Source organism: Streptomyces sp. NRRL F-2580 (assembly GCF_000720115.1).
In the GTDB taxonomy this organism is placed as follows: Bacteria; Actinomycetota; Actinomycetes; order Streptomycetales; family Streptomycetaceae; genus Streptomyces.
Genome location: NZ_JOIR01000011.1, coordinates 274,193 through 291,188, shown reverse-complemented (window position 1 = coordinate 291,188; position 16,996 = coordinate 274,193). Strand labels below are relative to the sequence as shown.

Annotated in this window: 14 protein-coding genes; 4 read left to right on the top strand and 10 right to left on the bottom strand. The window is 68.8% G+C overall.

Features of this window, described 5'->3' with window-relative positions:
• Positions 1–19: 19 nt before the first annotated feature.
• Positions 20–634 (bottom strand): Chromate resistance protein ChrB, encoded by a 615-nt coding sequence (locus tag IF88_RS0114760; RefSeq protein ID WP_199808075.1) that lies wholly within the window; start codon positions 632–634, stop codon positions 20–22.
• 127 nt (positions 635–761) lie between these two features.
• Between IF88_RS0114760 and IF88_RS0114755 the strand changes: the two genes are divergently transcribed.
• Complete coding sequence (locus IF88_RS0114755; RefSeq protein ID WP_051836867.1) at positions 762–1,469, top strand: phosphatase PAP2 family protein; 708 nt, start codon at positions 762–764, stop codon at positions 1,467–1,469.
• Here IF88_RS0114755 and IF88_RS0114750 read toward each other — a convergent pair.
• Genes IF88_RS0114750 through IF88_RS0114740 form a run of 3 tightly spaced genes read right to left on the bottom strand, consistent with a single transcriptional unit; the run spans position 1,466 to position 3,916 of the window.
• Entirely contained in the window at positions 1,466–3,064 is a 1,599-nt protein-coding gene (locus IF88_RS0114750; RefSeq protein ID WP_030711123.1) for a multicopper oxidase family protein, read from the bottom strand. The two genes, IF88_RS0114755 and IF88_RS0114750, sit on opposite strands and share 4 nt — an antisense overlap.
• 11 nt (positions 3,065–3,075) lie before the next feature.
• Positions 3,076–3,537, bottom strand: a complete 462-nt coding sequence (locus IF88_RS40315; RefSeq protein ID WP_199808074.1) for a hypothetical protein — start codon at positions 3,535–3,537, stop codon at positions 3,076–3,078.
• A 55-nt stretch (positions 3,538–3,592) separates the two neighbouring features.
• The gene (locus IF88_RS0114740) at positions 3,593–3,916 is read right to left on the bottom strand and encodes a darcynin family protein (RefSeq protein ID WP_199808073.1); all 324 of its coding nucleotides are present in this window, start codon (positions 3,914–3,916) and stop codon (positions 3,593–3,595) included.
• Positions 3,917–4,069: 153 nt separating this feature from the next.
• Between IF88_RS0114740 and IF88_RS0114735 the strand changes: the two genes are divergently transcribed.
• Together IF88_RS0114735 and IF88_RS46485 are read left to right on the top strand one after the other, a co-directional pair.
• Positions 4,070–4,801, top strand: a complete 732-nt coding sequence (locus tag IF88_RS0114735) for a TetR/AcrR family transcriptional regulator (protein ID WP_030711119.1) — start codon at positions 4,070–4,072, stop codon at positions 4,799–4,801.
• Positions 4,802–4,922: 121 nt separating this feature from the next.
• The gene (locus IF88_RS46485; protein ID WP_030711117.1) at positions 4,923–5,441 is read left to right on the top strand and encodes a 2'-5' RNA ligase family protein; all 519 of its coding nucleotides are present in this window, start codon (positions 4,923–4,925) and stop codon (positions 5,439–5,441) included.
• A 267-nt stretch (positions 5,442–5,708) separates the two neighbouring features.
• Here IF88_RS46485 and IF88_RS0114725 read toward each other — a convergent pair whose 3' ends face one another.
• From IF88_RS0114725 to IF88_RS0114700, 5 genes are all read right to left on the bottom strand, one after another.
• Positions 5,709–6,614 carry a carbon-nitrogen hydrolase family protein gene (locus tag IF88_RS0114725; RefSeq protein ID WP_234323530.1) on the bottom strand — a complete coding sequence of 302 codons (906 nt, stop codon included), beginning with the start codon at positions 6,612–6,614 and terminating at the stop codon, positions 5,709–5,711.
• A gap of 556 nt (positions 6,615–7,170) precedes the next feature.
• Entirely contained in the window at positions 7,171–8,025 is an 855-nt protein-coding gene (locus IF88_RS0114715) for a phosphotransferase (protein ID WP_063754798.1), read from the bottom strand.
• Between the two features lie 235 nt (positions 8,026–8,260).
• Positions 8,261–8,560: a hypothetical protein gene (locus IF88_RS0114710; RefSeq protein ID WP_030711108.1), complete on the bottom strand. Its 300-nt coding sequence runs from the start codon at positions 8,558–8,560 to the stop codon at positions 8,261–8,263.
• Between the two features lie 252 nt (positions 8,561–8,812).
• Complete coding sequence (locus tag IF88_RS0114705; protein WP_234323529.1) at positions 8,813–9,772, bottom strand: endonuclease domain-containing protein; 960 nt, start codon at positions 9,770–9,772, stop codon at positions 8,813–8,815.
• 415 nt (positions 9,773–10,187) lie between these two features.
• Complete coding sequence (locus tag IF88_RS0114700) at positions 10,188–11,723, bottom strand: hypothetical protein (protein WP_158754380.1); 1,536 nt, start codon at positions 11,721–11,723, stop codon at positions 10,188–10,190.
• Positions 11,724–12,026: 303 nt separating this feature from the next.
• On the opposite strand from IF88_RS0114700, the gene IF88_RS0114695 reads away from it, so the two are divergent.
• Positions 12,027–12,386, top strand: coding sequence for a hypothetical protein (locus tag IF88_RS0114695; RefSeq protein ID WP_158754378.1), 360 nt, complete (start codon positions 12,027–12,029; stop codon positions 12,384–12,386).
• Positions 12,387–12,403: 17 nt separating this feature from the next.
• Here the strand turns inward: IF88_RS0114695 and mobF are convergent, their stop codons facing one another.
• A complete protein-coding gene (mobF, locus tag IF88_RS0114690; protein WP_234323528.1) occupies positions 12,404–16,837 on the bottom strand; it encodes a MobF family relaxase in 4,434 nt (1,477 codons plus the stop codon).
• Between the last annotated feature and the right edge of the window lie 159 nt (positions 16,838–16,996).

Sequence of the window (16,996 nt, the reverse complement as noted above, 5' to 3'; positions counted from 1 at the left end):
GGGTGCTCAACTTCCTTCTTCAGTCGACCGTGTGTAGCCGCGCCGAGGCGGGCAGTGCGGTCTCGGGGCTGCGTGCGGCGCCTTCGCCGGCCTGGGCGGCGATCGCCGCGTCCTCGAACGCGGCCAGCGCGGTCCGGCAGCGTTCCACCGCCGCGCGGGCCTCGTCGGCGCCGGGCGCTGCGAAGTGGTCGCGGGAGGTGATCTTCGCCAGCCACTTCTCGAAGCGTTCCAGGTCGGCCTCGGACTCCTCCACCTCCGCATAGGTGGCGTTGCCGCGGGCGGTCTCCATCTCCAGTTCCGCCAGCAGTGCCGGTGTGCGTTCGACGACCTCGCCGTACTCGGCGTCCCGCTCGGTGTTGAACTGCCCGACCAGCTCGGCGTACTCCGCGTCGTCGGGGATCTCCACGGTCAGCCGGCGGGCTGTGCCGCCGTCGGCGCGTACGGAGGCCAGCAGCCGCTCCACCTGGCGGCGCACCGGCTCGCGGTCGGGCAGCAGGCACACCGACTGCTGTACGTAGTGCGCACCCAGCGAGCGCAGCTTGCGCCACACCCGTACCCGCGTCGCCGCGGGCGCGTCCGCCGTGCTCACCGACACCAGCAGGAACCGCTCACGGCCCGACATCGTCCCATCCATGTAACGACCGTAACATCCCACCGAAACCTTCAGTACGCGCAGCCGTTAGGGTGTGGCCGTTCCCGCTGCCCGGCAATCCGGCTGCGGTGTGTTCTGCCCGCTGCCTGCACCACGGAGGTACCCGCCGATGATCCGCACCCTGCCCCGGCCGCCCCGCCTGCCCAACGCCCGCGAGGCCGCCACGGCAACGGCCGCGGCCCTCGCACTGGCTGCCGTGCTGGCACTGTTCGTCAAGGTCGCCGACCTCCTCGCCGAGCGGCACGCCGGACTCATCGACCACACCGTGCTCGGCGAGGCCGTCGAACACCGCAGCCTGCCCATGACCGTGTTCATGGAGGGCGTGTCCACAGCCGCCGAGATCCCGCTGATGGCCACGGCCGGTCTGCTCGCCCTGTTCTTCGCCCGGACCCTGCGCAGCTGGCGTCCGCTGGTCGTGGTCGGCGGGGCGGCCGTGCTGTCGGTGGGTCTTGCGACCCTGGTCAAGGACGTTGCCGCCCGCACCCGCCCGCCGCTGGCAACCGCCGTCGTGGCGGAGACCGGGTTCTCCTTCCCCTCCCGCCACACCACCGTCGCCACCGCCCTCCTCCTGGCGATGGCCTATCTCCTGGCCCGCCGCACCCGCTCCCGCGCCCTCACGGTCACCTGGTGGGCGGGCGCCGTCGCGCTGTCCGGCCTCGTCGCGTCCAGCCGGGTCTATCTCGGTGTCCACTGGGCCACCGACGTCACCGCCGGCTTCGCCCTCGGCGCCGCTGCCGCCCTCACCCTGATCACCGCCGACCTCGGTCACCGCATGTGGACCCGTCGGCACCACCCGGGCGGGGCCAACGGCTCTTAGACCACTTCGAAGTTGGCCATCATGGCCATGTCCTCGTGTTCGAGGTTGTGGCAGTGCAGCATGTAGCGGCCCCGGTATCCGTCGAACCGGGCGAGGACTTCCACGACCTCGTAGGGGCGCACGTCGACGGTGTCCTTCCACCCGGCGTCGCAGGGATCCAGCGGCCTGTTCCCGCGGGCGACGACCTGGAACTGGGCCAGGTGCAGGTGGACGGGATGGTGGAAGTCGCTGCTGAACCGCCAGCGTTCCACGCTGCCCAGCCGCGGGGCAGCCCACACCTTCGAGGTGCTGAAGGGCTGCCCGTTGATGGTCCACATCTGCCGCTCCTCACCGTCGCCCGTACGTCGGAAATCGAAGGAGCGCACCGGCATCGCACGGGTCGCGGTGAGCTTGTCGAAGGCGGACAGGCGGGCGGGTACCCGGCTGTCGTCCTTCTCGGCGCGCACGATGTGGAAGCGCATCACCTGCCGCATCCTGCCGTCGGCCGCCGTGTTGACCAAGGTGATGCGGGTGCCGACGGGATGCTCGGAGAAGTCGACGACGACGTCGAAGCGTTCGGCGGGCGCCATCGCGAGGGTGGCCAGGCGCTGTGGTGCGGCCAGCAGGCCGCCGTCGCTGCCGATCTGGACGAACGGCGGGTGTGCGCCGTCCTCGGTGTCCAGGCGCAGCTGGTAGCGGCGGGCGTTGGAGGCGTTGAGCAGTCGTAGCCGGTAGCGGGTGTTGGAGACTTCCAGTTCGGGCCAGGGTGCGCCGTTGACGAGCTGGACGTCGCCGAGCACCCCGTCCATGTAGGCGTCCTCGACGCCGGGCCGCCCGGTGCAGGTGGGGTCCAGGGCCGGGTAGCGGAAGGAGCCGTCCGGTTCGAAGGACCGGTCGGCGAGCATCAGTGGGATGTCGCGGTCGCCGCCGGGGAGGGGGAGCCGGTCCTCTTCCTTGTCGCGGACGATGAACATGCCGGCCAGGCCGCGCCAGACCTGCGGGGCGGAGAAGTCCATCCGGTGGTCGTGGTACCAGAGCGTCGCGGCCCGCTGCGGCAGCGGATAGTCGTAGGTACGCACCGCCGTGGTGGTATCACCTGGCATCGAGTCCCCGTGCGCCGAGTGAGCCCCCCGTGAGGTGCCGGTCGCGTCGTAGCGGTTCTGGCCGGGCGCGCAGCGCGTGGGCAGCACGAGGTCGGTGGGGTAGCCGTCGGATTCGGGCGGGGTGACGCCTCCGTGCAGGTGCATCGCGGTCGGTACGGTGAGCATGTTCCGTACGCGGACCACCGTGCGGCGCCCGGAGCGGGCGGTGAAGGTCGGGCCGGGGAAGATCCCGTCGTAGCCCCAGACCGTGGTCGTGCGGCCGGGCAGGATCTCGACCCGGCCCTCCCGCTGGTCGAGTTCGTAGAAGTCCGCGCCCGCTTCCGTGCGGGCCGGGCGCGCCGCTGGAGGCACCGGCAGCGGCACCCGGAACGGTTCGGGCACCGGACCCACCGTGCGCAGGATCCGTCCGGTGGAGGGCTGCGCGAGGCGGGAGTAGCCGGCCGCACCCAGGGTGATGGCCGCACCCGCACCGGCGGTCAGTCCCAGAAACCCCCGGCGGCTCAGCCTGCCCATACGCCGCGGGCTCACCGCGCCCCGCCCGCGACGTGAGCAGTCGGGCGGTGGGTGAAGGCCCAGCAGGTCAGGGCTGTTGCGCAGCCGAAGACGGCCATGCCGAGCGGCATGTGCCCGGCCAGTACGCGCGCCTCGCCCAGCCCCTGCTGCACGAAGACGAGCACGACCAGCAGGGCGCTCGCCGCGGCCGGCCAGCCCGGCCCGCGCAGCAGCCGCCACACCAGCACCGCCGCCACCGTCTGCACGACGGTCAGCGCGCCCAGCACGGCTGCGTTCGCCGCATGCCAGACCAGCAGATCGAGGTCGCCGGTCACGAACAGGCCCGCGAGAGCCGCCTGCACGAGGGTGTCCAGCAGCACCAGCACCGCGCCGGCCCGCAGCAGGCGCAGCGGCCAACGCCGCCGAGGCGGGGGCTCGGGCGGAGCCGCCGGGGCGACGGGGGCGGGTATGAGGTTGGGGATGGCACGGGGCATGACTGAACTCCCTGTATTCCTGGGCTGGTCGTCTCGGACTGCTCGGCTGCGCGGACTATCGGAGTCCGGCGGCGCGCGTGCGCTCGTACTCCGCGAAACCGTCGGCGACGCCCAGGAAGATCTCACCGAAGGACAGGTAGCCCTCGGCGATGAGCGGGGTGTCGCGCAGCGCCTCGACGAGGAAGTAGTAGGCGCCCAGGTCCTCGGTCTCCAGCACGGCGAAGTCGGAGAAGCGGCCGTGGAAGGCCTCGGCGTCGAAGAACCGGGCCGAGACCCGGTCCGCGTACGCGGCGAACACCGGCTCGATGTGCTCGGCGCGCATCGCGCCCCGTTCCGGGCGCGACAGCGCCAGCCAGCGCGGGGCGAACGTGTAGGTCAAGACGATGCCGTACTTCATGGGTCCCCCGGATCACAGCTACGAGCCAAAGCTAACGGTGTTAACTTTCGAGGGGTCAGCTAAAGTTACAGGTGTTTACTTTGTCAAGCGGGTCCACGTCCCGGACCCCGAGAAGGCACAGACCGAAAGGCCGCCGTGACCAGCACAGGCAAGCCCTCCCCGAGCCGCCGGCACCGGGTCCGCGAGGACGCGCTGGAGGAGATCCTGCGCACCGCCCGCCGCCTGCTCGTCGAACAGGGCCCGACCGCCGTCACCCTGCGGGCCATCGCCCGCGAGATGGGCATGAGCGCACCAGGCCTGTACCGCTACCACCCCAGCCACCACGACCTCATCCAGGCCCTGACGTCCCACCTGTACGAGGAACTCGCCACCGCCCTGGCCACTGCACGCGACCAGGAACCCGCCTCCGAACCAGGGAGGAGACTGCGGGCGGTAAGCCGGGAACTCCGCCACTGGGCGCTAAGCCATCCCCGCGAGTTCGGCCTGCTGTTCACCAAGCCGCTCACGGACGCCGACACCGCCCCCGGAACCGCCGCCCACGACCCCAGCTGGCGTTTCGGCGGCATCCTCCTGGACCTGATGGTCCAGATATGGCACCGCGGCGGCATCCAGCCACCCCCCACACTCGACACCACCTGGATCACCCAGCTCGAAGAAGTCCGCGAACACCTGGCCGGCGAACCGGTCCCTCTGGAGGTGATCTACGTCTTCGTCGCCTGCTGGACCCGGCTCTACGGGACCGTCGCCGTCGAGGCCTTCGGCCACCTCGACTTCGCCCTCACCGACCCCGAACCGCTCTTCGAACACACCCTCACCGACATCCTGACCACCCTGGGCGTAGCCGAGTCATCCCGGGACAGGACCTGACAGGCCAAGATCGTGAGACTGGAGGCCGGGCCATCCGAATGAGACAACGCGAGACGACACAGGCCGTCTCGACGGAACGGGACATTCAATTGCGGACCTACACGATGCCTGCCACGCGGCGATGACTCCCTACCCGATCCGGGCGCTCGGCAACGACCAGCTGCACCTCACCGTCGAGATGGTCACGGATACCACCGCCGACGCGATCGGTGACTCCGAGCGAGAGGTTCTCGTCGAAGCCCTGCGCGAGAAGCTGGCCGCAGCCGAACCGGTCCACACCGAGATCGGCCACCCTTACAGCAACCGCGCCGGCGTCCTGTTCGATGTCTGGCCCGACCAGGACCTGCTCAACGTGCGAGCACTGGTCCGTGACGCTGTGCGGGAAGTACGTGGAGACGGCGCCGTTTTCCATGACGGCGGCCGGCCCCACATGGCGCTCGGGTACAGCTGGGAAACCGCCGACTCCGACCCACTCAACAGCACCCTGCGAGCCATCACCCCGCGGCGGGTCCCGGTCACCATCTCCCGCCTGCACCTGCTCGACGTGACGTTCACCCAACAGCCCCGCGCCGACGGCCACAGCTCCTGGGACATCTCCTGGATGCCGATCGCCGTGCTCCCCCTCGGCCGCGGGCACTGAAACCTCACCGGCAAGCAGCCCGAACCCACAGCCCATACAAAACCCATTCACGAAGGAGCACCGCAGATGACGCTCACACCTCCTCTGGAAAAGACCCTGGTGCAGGCCGAACAAGCCCGACACCAGGGTCGGCTCAACGAATCAGAGCAGCTCTACGACAGCGTGGTCACCGCGCTCTCAGCAGTCCCGGACACCGACGAAGAATCCGAGGGGTTCGCGGGTACAGCATGGCTGCGCGCCGCGAACACCTCGGATTCTGCCTCTGCGCTAGAAGGCCGTAGTGCGGTCTTCGCTGCGCAGGTCGGTCACCTGGTGTCCTGCGTAGACGCCCGCGCGCGACTCACGACGCCAGGGACGCGCGTAGGTCACTGATTCGACGGCGGCCTCGGAATTGTCGTCAAGGTTCACGACTGCCACCGATGGCGAACCGTCCGCGGGGCACCGCTCGATCCAGTCGCCGTTGGGGGCGATGACTCCGGACGGCGCGGTGGCGCTGTGCTGTGTCGGCACCGAGAAGCTGACCCAGTAGCTGTTGACCGCGGCATGGCCTTGGGCTTGGGCTGCGACGGCACCTGGTGAGACGCCGGTCGTGGAGAACAGGACGCAGTCGACATCCAGCTTCTCGTATTCGGCGAACAACTCCGGGTAGTGGATCTCCATGCCGAGCAGGCAGCCGAAGCGCACACCGTCCACCTCGAAGGTCACCGGTGAGATGCCCGGCGAGTACATGTACGAGACCTTCGTCTTCGACAGCAGGCGCTCGTCGTAACGCGTGACGACCTCGCCGCGATCGGAGATGACGTAGAGGCTGTTGTGCGGGCGATTCGGCTCCGTCAAGCGGTGCACCGAGGCGATCACTGTCCACAGCCGCAACTCGCGTGCCAACTTGGCGATCGCAGCCAACTCCGATTGGAGAACCGGCCACTGGCACCGATCCCAGTCCGCCGGGCCGACCGCGTCAGGGCCGTGGACGGACATGACAAGCTTGTTGGGAAAGCAGATCGCGCCTTCCGGAAAGTGCACGATCCTTGCTCCCTGAGCACTAGCCTCGCGCATCAGAGCGCGGACCTGACGGCCACTGTTGCGCAGCGCTTCAACGTCTCGGGGGTCATCGCGTACGGGGGTCTGCGCTACGGCGAGCCGCACGCTCTTGAGATTCCTTGCTTCCGACATGACGTCTCCTGATGGAGTCGGACGGAAGTGCCGGAGGGCAGACGTGTAAGACTCGCCGGTCTTAGCGGCGCGGGCACGCACTTGGTCCTTGAAGTTCCTACGGGCTGTCATCGCGGCCTTCCACGCCTTGAGCGACGGTTCCCCAGCAACTTCGCCCGAGGCGATCGGGCTGCGACAACGACCTGAGACGCTGGTCCCTTTGCCTCCGATGGAAGACCGTGCTGGGGACGGTCGCGGGAGGTTCGGCGTAGGCCACGCAATGGGTCATCATGTCGTCGCCCACGGGCTCCGTCAACCTCGCCGTCAACCTGTCGAGTGCCTTCCGCGAGGTCCGGCACATCGAGTGCACCAGCGCCATCTGAGCATGACCTCCAGGGCCTGGCCGTCAGCTGATGCCGGAGGGAACCTTCTGGATGGGTCAAGGGGGGGTGGGGCGTAGACCGGAGCAAGGCCAGCGCTGCCGCGATGGACGCCGCGTCTGCGGGAGCTGACCGAGGCCCTCGCGTACGAAGTCGACGACCAGGTGGTCCGAATACCGCCACGTCCTGCGGACGCGTCAGGCCGCCTGAATTTCGGCCACCAACCGCGCGACTTCCTTCCTCGCCGGCACCAGCAGGGGATCGTCCTCGTAGGCATGGGGGCCGACGATCTTCGACAGGAAGAACAGCGCCATCAGCTTGCCGTCCCGGCTCTCCAGATCCGCCCGCCGCTCGCGGTGGACCCGGTCCGCGAGTTCCGGGACGGCAAGAGCGTTGCCCCACAACGTTGCTGCGTCCAGTCCGCGCGGAGCCATGCCCCAGTCCTCCCAGTCGATGACGCAGAACTCCGGGCCCATCACGTTCGCCCACGTCAGATCCGCGTGCGCCGCAGCCCACTGCCCGACCAGAGTGTCCTCGACCTCGGGGAATACCTCACCCAGCTTCGCCGTCACCAGTTCTTGCGTCATCAGCTCGGTATCCGGGGTGGCGACACGCAGGGTGCGGTGGGCGGCAAGCGCGTCGAGGGAGGTGTTCAGCGCGGCCCACCACGTCTCGGGCAACTCAGGGTCCCTGAGGGACAGGGCGCCCTTCCCGATCGGCGGGGCACTGATCAGCTCCAGCTCATCCGCCCGCCACATAGCCGGCTCACTCTCGTCCCGCCAGGCCAGCCCCCGGTACCACTGCGGCATCACCACACCGCCAAGGACAGCGGCGGCCTCGGTCCCGTTGCACCCCTGGACGCCGATCCGCTCGAACCCCCGCCGCTCGATCCGCACCCACGTACCCCGGTCGGTCCGGCCGCCCAGCGACCGGCGTTTACGGATCACCGCGGCCCGGTCCAGGCGCACCCCCAGCCCCTGCTCTACCCGGTCCAGCACCGCATCGACTGGTTCCTTACGCAGATCCACCATGCGAGCCGCAGCCAGAGCCATAAAAGCGAGGGTAGCGAGCCATCCCTGCTCAGGCAGACGATCCGGACACACCCACCGTTCGACACGCCGGGAGGGTGGGGCGGTATCGCTCCCCGGCTCGGGAGATCACCCCCGGGGTACGCAACCCGGACCGGCCAGGCCAGGCCCATGCCCGACGCCTTCGAAGACCCCCTAGCAACACGCTCCGAGGCTGACCGAGACTCGTTACCCGCGCGCACCACGAAGCGTCTACTGGTCAGACGGGATCGGTGAACGAGATCGGCTTGCCGGTGGCGTGGGCGTATGCGATCTCCCTGCTCGTGGACTCGCCGATATACCCGCCTGGGTTGACGACCAGAACCCGGTCAGCCAGGTCGATCTTGCGCAGGTGGAGGGCGTCCAGCGCGGTCTTCTGCTCGTTGGTGATCAACTCGCCTGCTTCGCCTGGCGCGACGACAATTGCACCTGCGAAAGTCAGATCACGGTTCGCCGTACGCATCTGGTCCACGAACCGGGTAGAGCCGCAGATGCAGACAATCTCAGGTCGGTCGGGCACGGCTCAGTCCTTCGGTCGATCGGGAAACCGTCAGTGTGCATGTTGACATCACAGACAGGCACATGAGCCAACGGTCTACGCAGCGAGATGAACACCACGCGGATGCACCGTCGCAGTCGGGAGGCGTGGCCCGTACTGGGAATGGCGCTGCTCGACGGCGAAGTCTGGGGTGCTTCCGGCTCACCACCTTTCTTTAGCAACACGGCCAGGGCCGAGCGCAGCTCAGCCCCGGGAGTACCACTGACATCGCGCCTACCTTGCACCTGACCTTTCATAACTACCGACGGACAGGGACAAGCGCAACGCAGCCCGGATCCGCTCGGCTGCCTGCCACCAGCCGCGGGACTCCCCCTGTGTGAACACCGGGGCCCCGGCCTCCTGGTGCGGCAGACGCAGCAAGACGTGGAGGGCTACCAAGCCGATGGACGTCGCGGTGAGCTCCAGAGCCGAGGACCGCCCCCTCCTGGTCCAGGTCCTGCCAAGCGTGACCTTCTCCAGCAGGCGTCCCAGCACCCTCTCCAGGCGCAGTCCGAACAAACCGGGGATGACGACGGTCACTGGCTGATGCCAAGCGGATCCCGCATCCGGCGGCCCGGCCTGCTGCGGGACATCCATCCAGAAGACAGGGGTGTTCTCCGCTACCCAACGAGGACCCTCGCGAGGCATGAGCTGGCCGGCGAGGTGCAGTCCGGCCGCCAGGCGAACAGTATCGAGCAGCTCGAAGTCTGCCCGGCTGATGGACAGGCGCCACCGTGCGTCACAGTCCTTGTCGCTACAGACCGCATACGCGTTCAGGTACCCGCCGGACAGATCACGAAAGACGTCTGTCCAGCTCTCCTCGATGTCCTCCCCTTCCCAGCGGCCATGGCAATAGATCTTGGTCTCTCCAGGATGGGAGAGGTCCATGACGAGCCTCAGCGTCGGACCGATGCGGGCAATGCGATTGCGCATCCGGGGGTGCCCAGCCTCCCGGCAGCCGGGGCAGCGCATCAGGTGCTGTACACCGCGATTGGTGTGCACCCAGAGGAATTCGCTGCCATTGCAACTGCGGCACAACGGGCCCCGGATCAAGCCATGGTCATGGCAGTGATCCCAAAACGCAGCCTGATCCGGACACAGGTCGCACCAGTACCCGCGTGCCGGCGGCCTGTACCCCGGCCGGTAACGGGACCCACTGTGCTGGCCGAGATGACCCTGCAATTCGTCGCTCATATCCGCACCGTGCTGGCCACCGGGTGAAGTCGTCACGCTTCTCATCATGAACGAACCCACCGACAACGCAGCGATTCGATGTGTCTCCCCGACGCACCCGCCTGCTCCCGGCTATGGCCGCTACCAGCCTGCGAACAGTGTCGTAGCGCCCCCCGAGAGGACGCCCCTCACCCTGCAGACTCCGCACCGTCGTCATCGCCCAAGCACCGGCCCACCGGCCGGCGCTGGAGCCGTACCCCGCCGCCCCGCCGTACGCCCAACCGTCGGTACGGCCTCTTCCTGTGACGTTGTACGGCGACGCGATCCCACCACCCGCACGTGACTACCCGCCCGAGGAGGTGCAGGAGATCACGTCGGACTCCCACGGTTCTTGGCCGGGCCGCCGGTCAGGCATCTGGATCAGTGCTGGCCCCTGTCAGCGGGTCTCGGTCTCACCGCCCAGCAGCCAGAGAGTCGTCTCTGAAAGGACGTTCGGCTCCGGTGGCCACGTCGCCGGCAATTTGCGTCCGGTCAGGGCCCCGGCATCCTGCACCTGGGCACCGGGGGCGCAGATGGCGGAGAGAAGTCCGGTGTACAGCCCCATCACGTAAGCGTGTTCGGCATACTCGGCCTCCTCGGCTGGATGGGGTTTCGTGCCCCCGTTCTTCACCACGGCGTCGTCGTAATACCCCTGGGTGATCTTCACAGCGTCAAGCAGGTCAGTGCCTGTGAGGAACACGGTGAGCTTGCTGACGTCCTCGATCATGTGTGCCGGATTGCCGTAGTTGGAGATGAGTACCAGCTCGGCGTCTGCGGGCCCGTGATCGCTGACATCGTCGAGGAACGCCAGCAAAAGGTGGATTCTGCCGTTGTCGTCGATGACCACCCCGAGGCCGGGCGCGGGCATGGCCTCGGGGAGGTGTACAGGGACCCGGTCGCTGGCGGTTGCCTGAAGGCGCAGGGTGGTCAGGACGCTGTGGCGGCCGCCGCTCCGCCAGGCTCCGAGGGCGGCGATTCGGTGCCCGTCCCACATGGCCTGGTCCACCGGCGCGTCGTACATCTCCACGAGCCAGGCCGCCACATGGTCACTAGGCACCCAGCACCACGGCTTCCATTGCTCGTGCTCACGGACGCGCAGCTCTTCCAGATTCTCGAAGACGCCGGGATACCTCTGGGTGGCCTGCATTTCCAGCCGGTGCCAGTGGTCTGCCGCCTCGCGGTAGATGTGGGCGGTGCGCCGGTTGCCGGCGTCGAGCTGGTGGTCCAGCGCGGCCTCGAAGACGCCGTGATCGACCTTCTTCGGGGTGGCGGCGAACTCAGGCGACGGCGCGAACATCTCGGACTGCTCGTTCACGTTGCGCATCCTCTGCGCGGCCCGCTCGGTGATGGCTCGGTGTGCGGTGTCGGCTCCGCTGGTCGTGCCGACCTGCACGCCCCGCTTCTTCGCCCTCAACTCTTTCAACGCCTGCGTGACGGCCGCGTGGGGCCGCTGTTCGGACAGTGTCGTGCTGTCCGCAGTGAGCGCGTACCAGGCGGCCACCACGGTACGGAGTGGGACAGCCGAGTAGAGCAGTCCGGACGGAAGCTCCTCGAGGCACAAGCGGGTGTCGAAGAAGGGGTGGAAGGACAGGTGCAGGTCGAAGTCCGGCACCATCGGGATCAGCCGGCCCCGCGCCACCGCGTCCGGTTCCTGGTCCTGGTCGGGCATCGCCGCCCACCAGGTCAGGTGCACGCCTGGGGAGAACCCCTCCATGGGAGGCCCCCAGGTGACCGCGACCACGGGAGCCCCCGGGCCGACATGCATCAACGGCTCTTCCGGAGAAAAGGCGAGCATCCCGGATGACGCCGGCAGCACGTCCGGGGTGAACGGCAGCGCAATCGACTGGTCCTGGCCGACCGCGCGGGCTGCCTGCACGAGGTCTCCGGTCATCGCGAACGTCGTTCCGTCGGAGACCCTCTTGCCCTCCGCCACGACCATGGACTCGATCTGCCGGGTCCGGGGCAGTGCCGACCACGAGGCGGGCATGATGAAGCTGTGCCCCCGGTTCATGAGCATGGCCCAGAGCTCACGGCTCACCGGGGCGCGCAAGAAGGTCAGAGTCTTGGACCGCAGGGTGGCGGCCTGGTCAGCCAGCGGGTGTGCAGGGGGCATGGGACAAACCCTAGATCGCGCCCCAGCGAGCGGGAACCCGTTCCGAAAGCCTGACCAGTCTTCAGCCGACATCCGCCACCCGGAAGTACGCAAACTTCGTGAACTTCGCCGAGCGATTCCCCCGTGCGAGATGCGAGGCAACGGGTCGAAGCGCTCGTCACCGCTGTACTGCAGGAAGCCGTTCACGATCTGTCGCGCACTACGCCGACCGGCGATCCGGTGACCGAATGCTGGCGTTGGCTCACCCGGACCTGGGATCCGAACGCCCCGGTGAAGTCCTCCTTCATCGAGCCGCTCCTGGCCGGCGAGGGCGCCTCGCGGAGCGGCTGGGTGCCGGATGCCCCCGAGCCCCGGTGGGGCGGGATGAGCCGGAGTATCGGGGCCGGCCTGCCCGACCTGGCCCTGGAGGTGTCCACGACCTGGGCGGCGGGTGTCGTCCAGACCGCGATCATCACCGAGCTCGGCGGACAAGGGCCGACCTAAGCAGTCTCCGGCGCCTTCTATACGGGCGGTGCGTCCTGTGCGTTGTCTGGCGGCGGACTGGGCTGTACGAAGTCCATCGCGGTTCGGTTGGCGTACGGGTACTCGGGCTTCGGGGCGGACCGTGCTGCGGACTCCTCTACGTCGGCGCGCTGACGCCCATGTTGAGTTCGCAGGGTCATCTCCTCCTGGAGGCCGGACACTCGGTGGTCGGCGCCGCGAGCAGTGCTGCGCGCCTTGGCTGCCTCGGTCCGGAGTTGTTTGGCTGCCTGGTTGTCCTTGTCCTTGGCACGTCGCAGGAGTGCGGCCTTCTCCTGCTGCGGCCTGTCCGCTTCGGTGAGCACGGCTTCGTGTTCGCTGACGGGTCCGGCCAGTTCGGCAGCCTCGTGGAGCCGCTTGTTCATCGGCTCCAGTTCCCGCCCGGTCTCCTCACACGTACGAAGCAGTTCCTCACGATCTGCCTGGACCGCAGCACGCTCGTCCCCGCGCAGCACCGAACGCCCGAACCGGCCGGTGGCGGTCAGCTGCTGTTCGAGTCCTTCGATTCGTTCATGCGTGTCGCGCAGTCCGGCAGTACGTTCCGCGATCGTGCTCCTCAGTGCCCGGACTTCGCGAATCGCCACGGCACGTTCGGCAACGTCCTGGTGTCGACGGTTGAGCGCGAGCGCGTTCGGCCCTGTTCCGGCGGCGGCCTGCAGTTCGGCACGGTCGGCGGCGGCCTCCGTCTTCTCAGCCGCCGTCCTGGTGGCGCGCGCGGCCGTGGCAGCCTTGCGCGCGGCGTCACGCAGGGCCGCGGTGCTGAGGTGAGCGTACGGGCGGTCAGCCGTCGGCGCGGGTTCCGGAGGTGTGGCCGGCGCCGCGGGCAGTTCCGTGGTGTCCGGAGTACGCCGATCCTCGGACTCCGGCGCGTCCTGGGTGCCGTCCACCTCGTGGGGGTCGCCGGTGCCGGGAGCGCGTGGGGTCGGCAGATCCGCTACGGCCTGACGGACGTGGGCGGGGACCGCGTTCTTGGGGAGTTCGGTGAGGATCATGCGCTCCTCGGTGCCGCTCTCGATTTCGCGGATGAGGCCCGCGACAGCGCGGTCAAGCTGTTCCTGCTCGGTGAGCGCGTCACCTCCACGAGCACGGTCGGCGTCGGACTCGTAGACGGACAGCGGCAGGAAGAGGTGGGACTCCTTCTTGTCGCGGCTCATCATCGTGTAGAGCGCGTTCGCCTGCGCGCCGGGGCCGTAGACCAGGGCCTCCTGGACGCTGAGGCCCTGAGACTTGTGGCCGGTGATCGCGTATCCGAGGCTGAGTCCGCCTTGCACGATGTAGTCGGCGTCGACCCATTCGGCGACGTCGCGGTGTCCGTCGGCGGTCTTCTCGCGCCACTCGACCAGAACCCGGCGCTCGGCGTCCACGGCTCGCACGATTCCGCGGTAGCCGTTCAGCACGTCTTCGTTCTCGCCTCGGCTCCGCTTGCCTCGGTAGTCGTTGGTCCGAAGGAGAACCTGGTCACCGACGGACAGCGTCAGTTCATCGCCACCTGGCAGGGCGTAGACGTGTTCCGGGCCGGTGAGGTCGCCGCTCGCCTTCCGCAGGGCGCGGGCGCCGACGTTCAGTTCTTCCACGATTTCGTTGGTGGCGGCGAGCATGAGGAGCTGCTGCACGGCCGTGTGGTCGTCGGTGTGCGCGGCGCGCTTGTCGGCCCAGACGGTGAGCATCGCGGCAAGGGTGGCGTCCTTGTCCGCGAGGGCGTGCACGCGGCCCGTTCCGGCGAAGGTACGGAGTGCTTCTACTCGGTTGTCGTCGCGCCACAGCTCCAGTGCCCGGCGCTCGACCATGTCCTTCTGCCGGAAGTTCTGGTTGAGGGTGAGGCCGCCAACAAGGTGGTGGACGGCGGCGAAGCTGCCGCCGATGCCGGGCGAGTGCAGCTGCTTCGGGTCACCGATGCCGACGACCTTCGTGCCGGTCTGGGCGGCGTGGGTGAGGAGTTCGGCGATGTCGCGGTCATCGCACATCGCGGCCTCGTCCACGACCAGCACGTCGACGCCCGTGAGGCCGGCGCCGCCGGTGCGGATGCCGGTGAGCCAGGACGCGAGGGTGCGTGAGGTGATCCCGGCCTCGGCCTTGAGGTTGGCCGCGGCGACGGCGGCCGTGCTCGCTCCGGCGATGACGAGTCCGTGTGCCTCCCATGCCTGCCGGGCGGTGTCCATGATCGTGGTCTTGCCCGATCCGGCGATGCCTACCACGGCGTCGATTCCGTGTCCGGCGGTCAGCAGCCGTTCGAGCACGGCGCGCTGCTCGTCGGAGAACTTGAAGGTGCCGCCGTGCTGGGCTTCGACGGTGGACAGGGTCATGTCGACCGTGTCGCGCCTTACGACGGCGGCCTGTGTGTCGAGACGGCTGGTCGCCTCGGAGACGATGAGCGTTTCCGCGGCCACCACGTCCGCCGTCGTGTACCGGTCGGCGTGCGCGAAGTGCTGGGCGCCCTTCGGGCTCAGCTTGACCGCGTGCCCGGCGTGCCGGAGCACGGAGTTGGTGAGCTGTTCGGCCTCCTCGGCGTTCGCGACTCCGTGCGGGAGGGCGTCCAGGACGGCAGCGATGGCGGCGGCGTGGGTGAAGTCCTTGGAGTGGCTGGTCAGGCCGGTCTTCGGGTCGAAGACCTGGGCACACAGCTCGTCCAGGCTGGGGTTCCGCTTCGAGCTGCCCTGCGCCATCGCGCTGGCCGCGATGGCGTCGGGGTCGTCACCGGCGGCGCGGCCTTCGGCCTGCCAGTAGTCGCGCAGTACGTCGTCCGCGACTCCGGCGGCTTCTCCGTTCTTCGCGGCCTTGGACGCGGTGGAGGCGGCAGTGCGCTCGCGTGTCGTGGCGCTGTCGTAGTCGATGCCCAGCTTGGTCAGCAGGTCCCGGACCTGGTTGTCGCGCTTGCTGAAGAGGCGGATCGTGGCCTCGGGGATCGCCGCGATTTCCCACGCGCCGGTTCGCTCTTCACGGCGGAAGCTGATGCCGAACTCGTCGGTCAGCTCGCGCCGGATGCGGGCGTTCATGAGCGACTGGGTGGCGCGGGCGTGCCGGTGAAGGTCTCGGCCCCCGCTGGCCATGGTGGACCACTTGCCGTCGGTGCCCTTGACCATGTTGGCCAGGGTGAAGTGCAGGTGGAAATGAGGGTCGCCGTGCGGGGCGCCATCCACAGGCCGGGCCGCGCGGTGGACCATCATCCAGCCGGAGAATCCGCTCGTCTTCACGGTCTCCGCCTCGTCACCATCGCCGTGGCGACCGCGCATGCCGTACGCGCTCCACCGCTCCAGGGCGCCGATGGACTCACGGCCGGCGGAGGTGTAGATGCCCTCCACCTGAGCGGCGATCTCCTTGGGCGCGTAGGCGAGGAACGCGGACTTCGACTTCGCGAGATCCAAGGTGACGTCGGCGCCGAAGTTGCCGACCTGCACTCGTCCTTCGAGGAGGGCTGCCTTGATCTCCTCGGCGTCCCACACGTCCTCGGGCGCGAGCCCTGCCGCCTTGGCCATGGCGACGGCTTCGCGGACGTCCATGGGCAGGTCCCGAAGGCGGCGTTCGCCCTCGCCCGTAGTCTGGACGTACCGGCGCTTCAGGGACGCCGCGGTGAACAGGTCGGTGGGCTGCTGCCCGGTCTCGGTGGCGCGGGCCTCGACGGCACGCAGGAGTGCGCGGGCGTCCAGGTGACCGCCCGCCTCGGCGGCCACGGCCTTCTCCAACGCGTCTTCGCCGTACAGGGCGACGGCGTCGATGCCGACGGCGTCAGCGAGCTTGAGCAGCGTGGAGACCGGGACGCGGTGCGATTCCCCGAACCGCTTGAGCTGGCTCTCCATCCTGCGGAAGGCGTCCTGCTTCCTTTTGGAGTCCAGCAAGGTCACGGGGTTCACGCTGCGTTCGGCGGCGGCGCGGCGGATGGCACGAGCCAACGGGGCGGCGGGGAGCTTCGCGGCCGGCGCTATGGCGAGCTTGGGCTCCACGAGGGTCTGCCCGGTCCGGGGGTCCTCGCCGTGCATGAGGCGGCGGGCGGCCTGGAAGTGCTCGGGGGCGAGGACGCTCCCGGGCGTGATGTCGAACTCAGTGAGACCGTTGCCGATCCAGACGAGGGGGCGTTCGCTGGCGTCCAGGTGGTAGTCCACCTGTCCGTCGGCGGCACGCTGGGGAAGGGCCTGCTCGCCGTACAGATCGCGGGCGTCGAGACCGGCTGCGGCGGCGACTTCGACGGCGTCGAACCCAGCGAACCGGGCCGCTCCCTTGCTGCGGATCAGTCCGCGGGCGCGGAAAAAGGCGCGCTTGGACTCGCGGGAGCCGAGCAAGGAGGCGACGGGGGCACCGGCCGCTTCGGCCTTGGCCTCGACGGCGGCGACAAGGGGGGCCGCGTCGACCGTGGTGGACTTTCCGCAGCCGTGACCGCCGGTCAGACGGTACTCAACCTGCTCGTCGGACGGGCCGATCATGGTCACCCACCCCATCGGCCCGCTCACCCCCCGCTCTTATCCGGTCAGATTCGGTCGTCTTGGCTGATTGTATCGTCACGAAGTGACGATACCTTGGTCCTTAAAATTCAAGATCATGATCAATGGGGAGGGACTGGGGGCACTCGGGGCGGCTGGTCG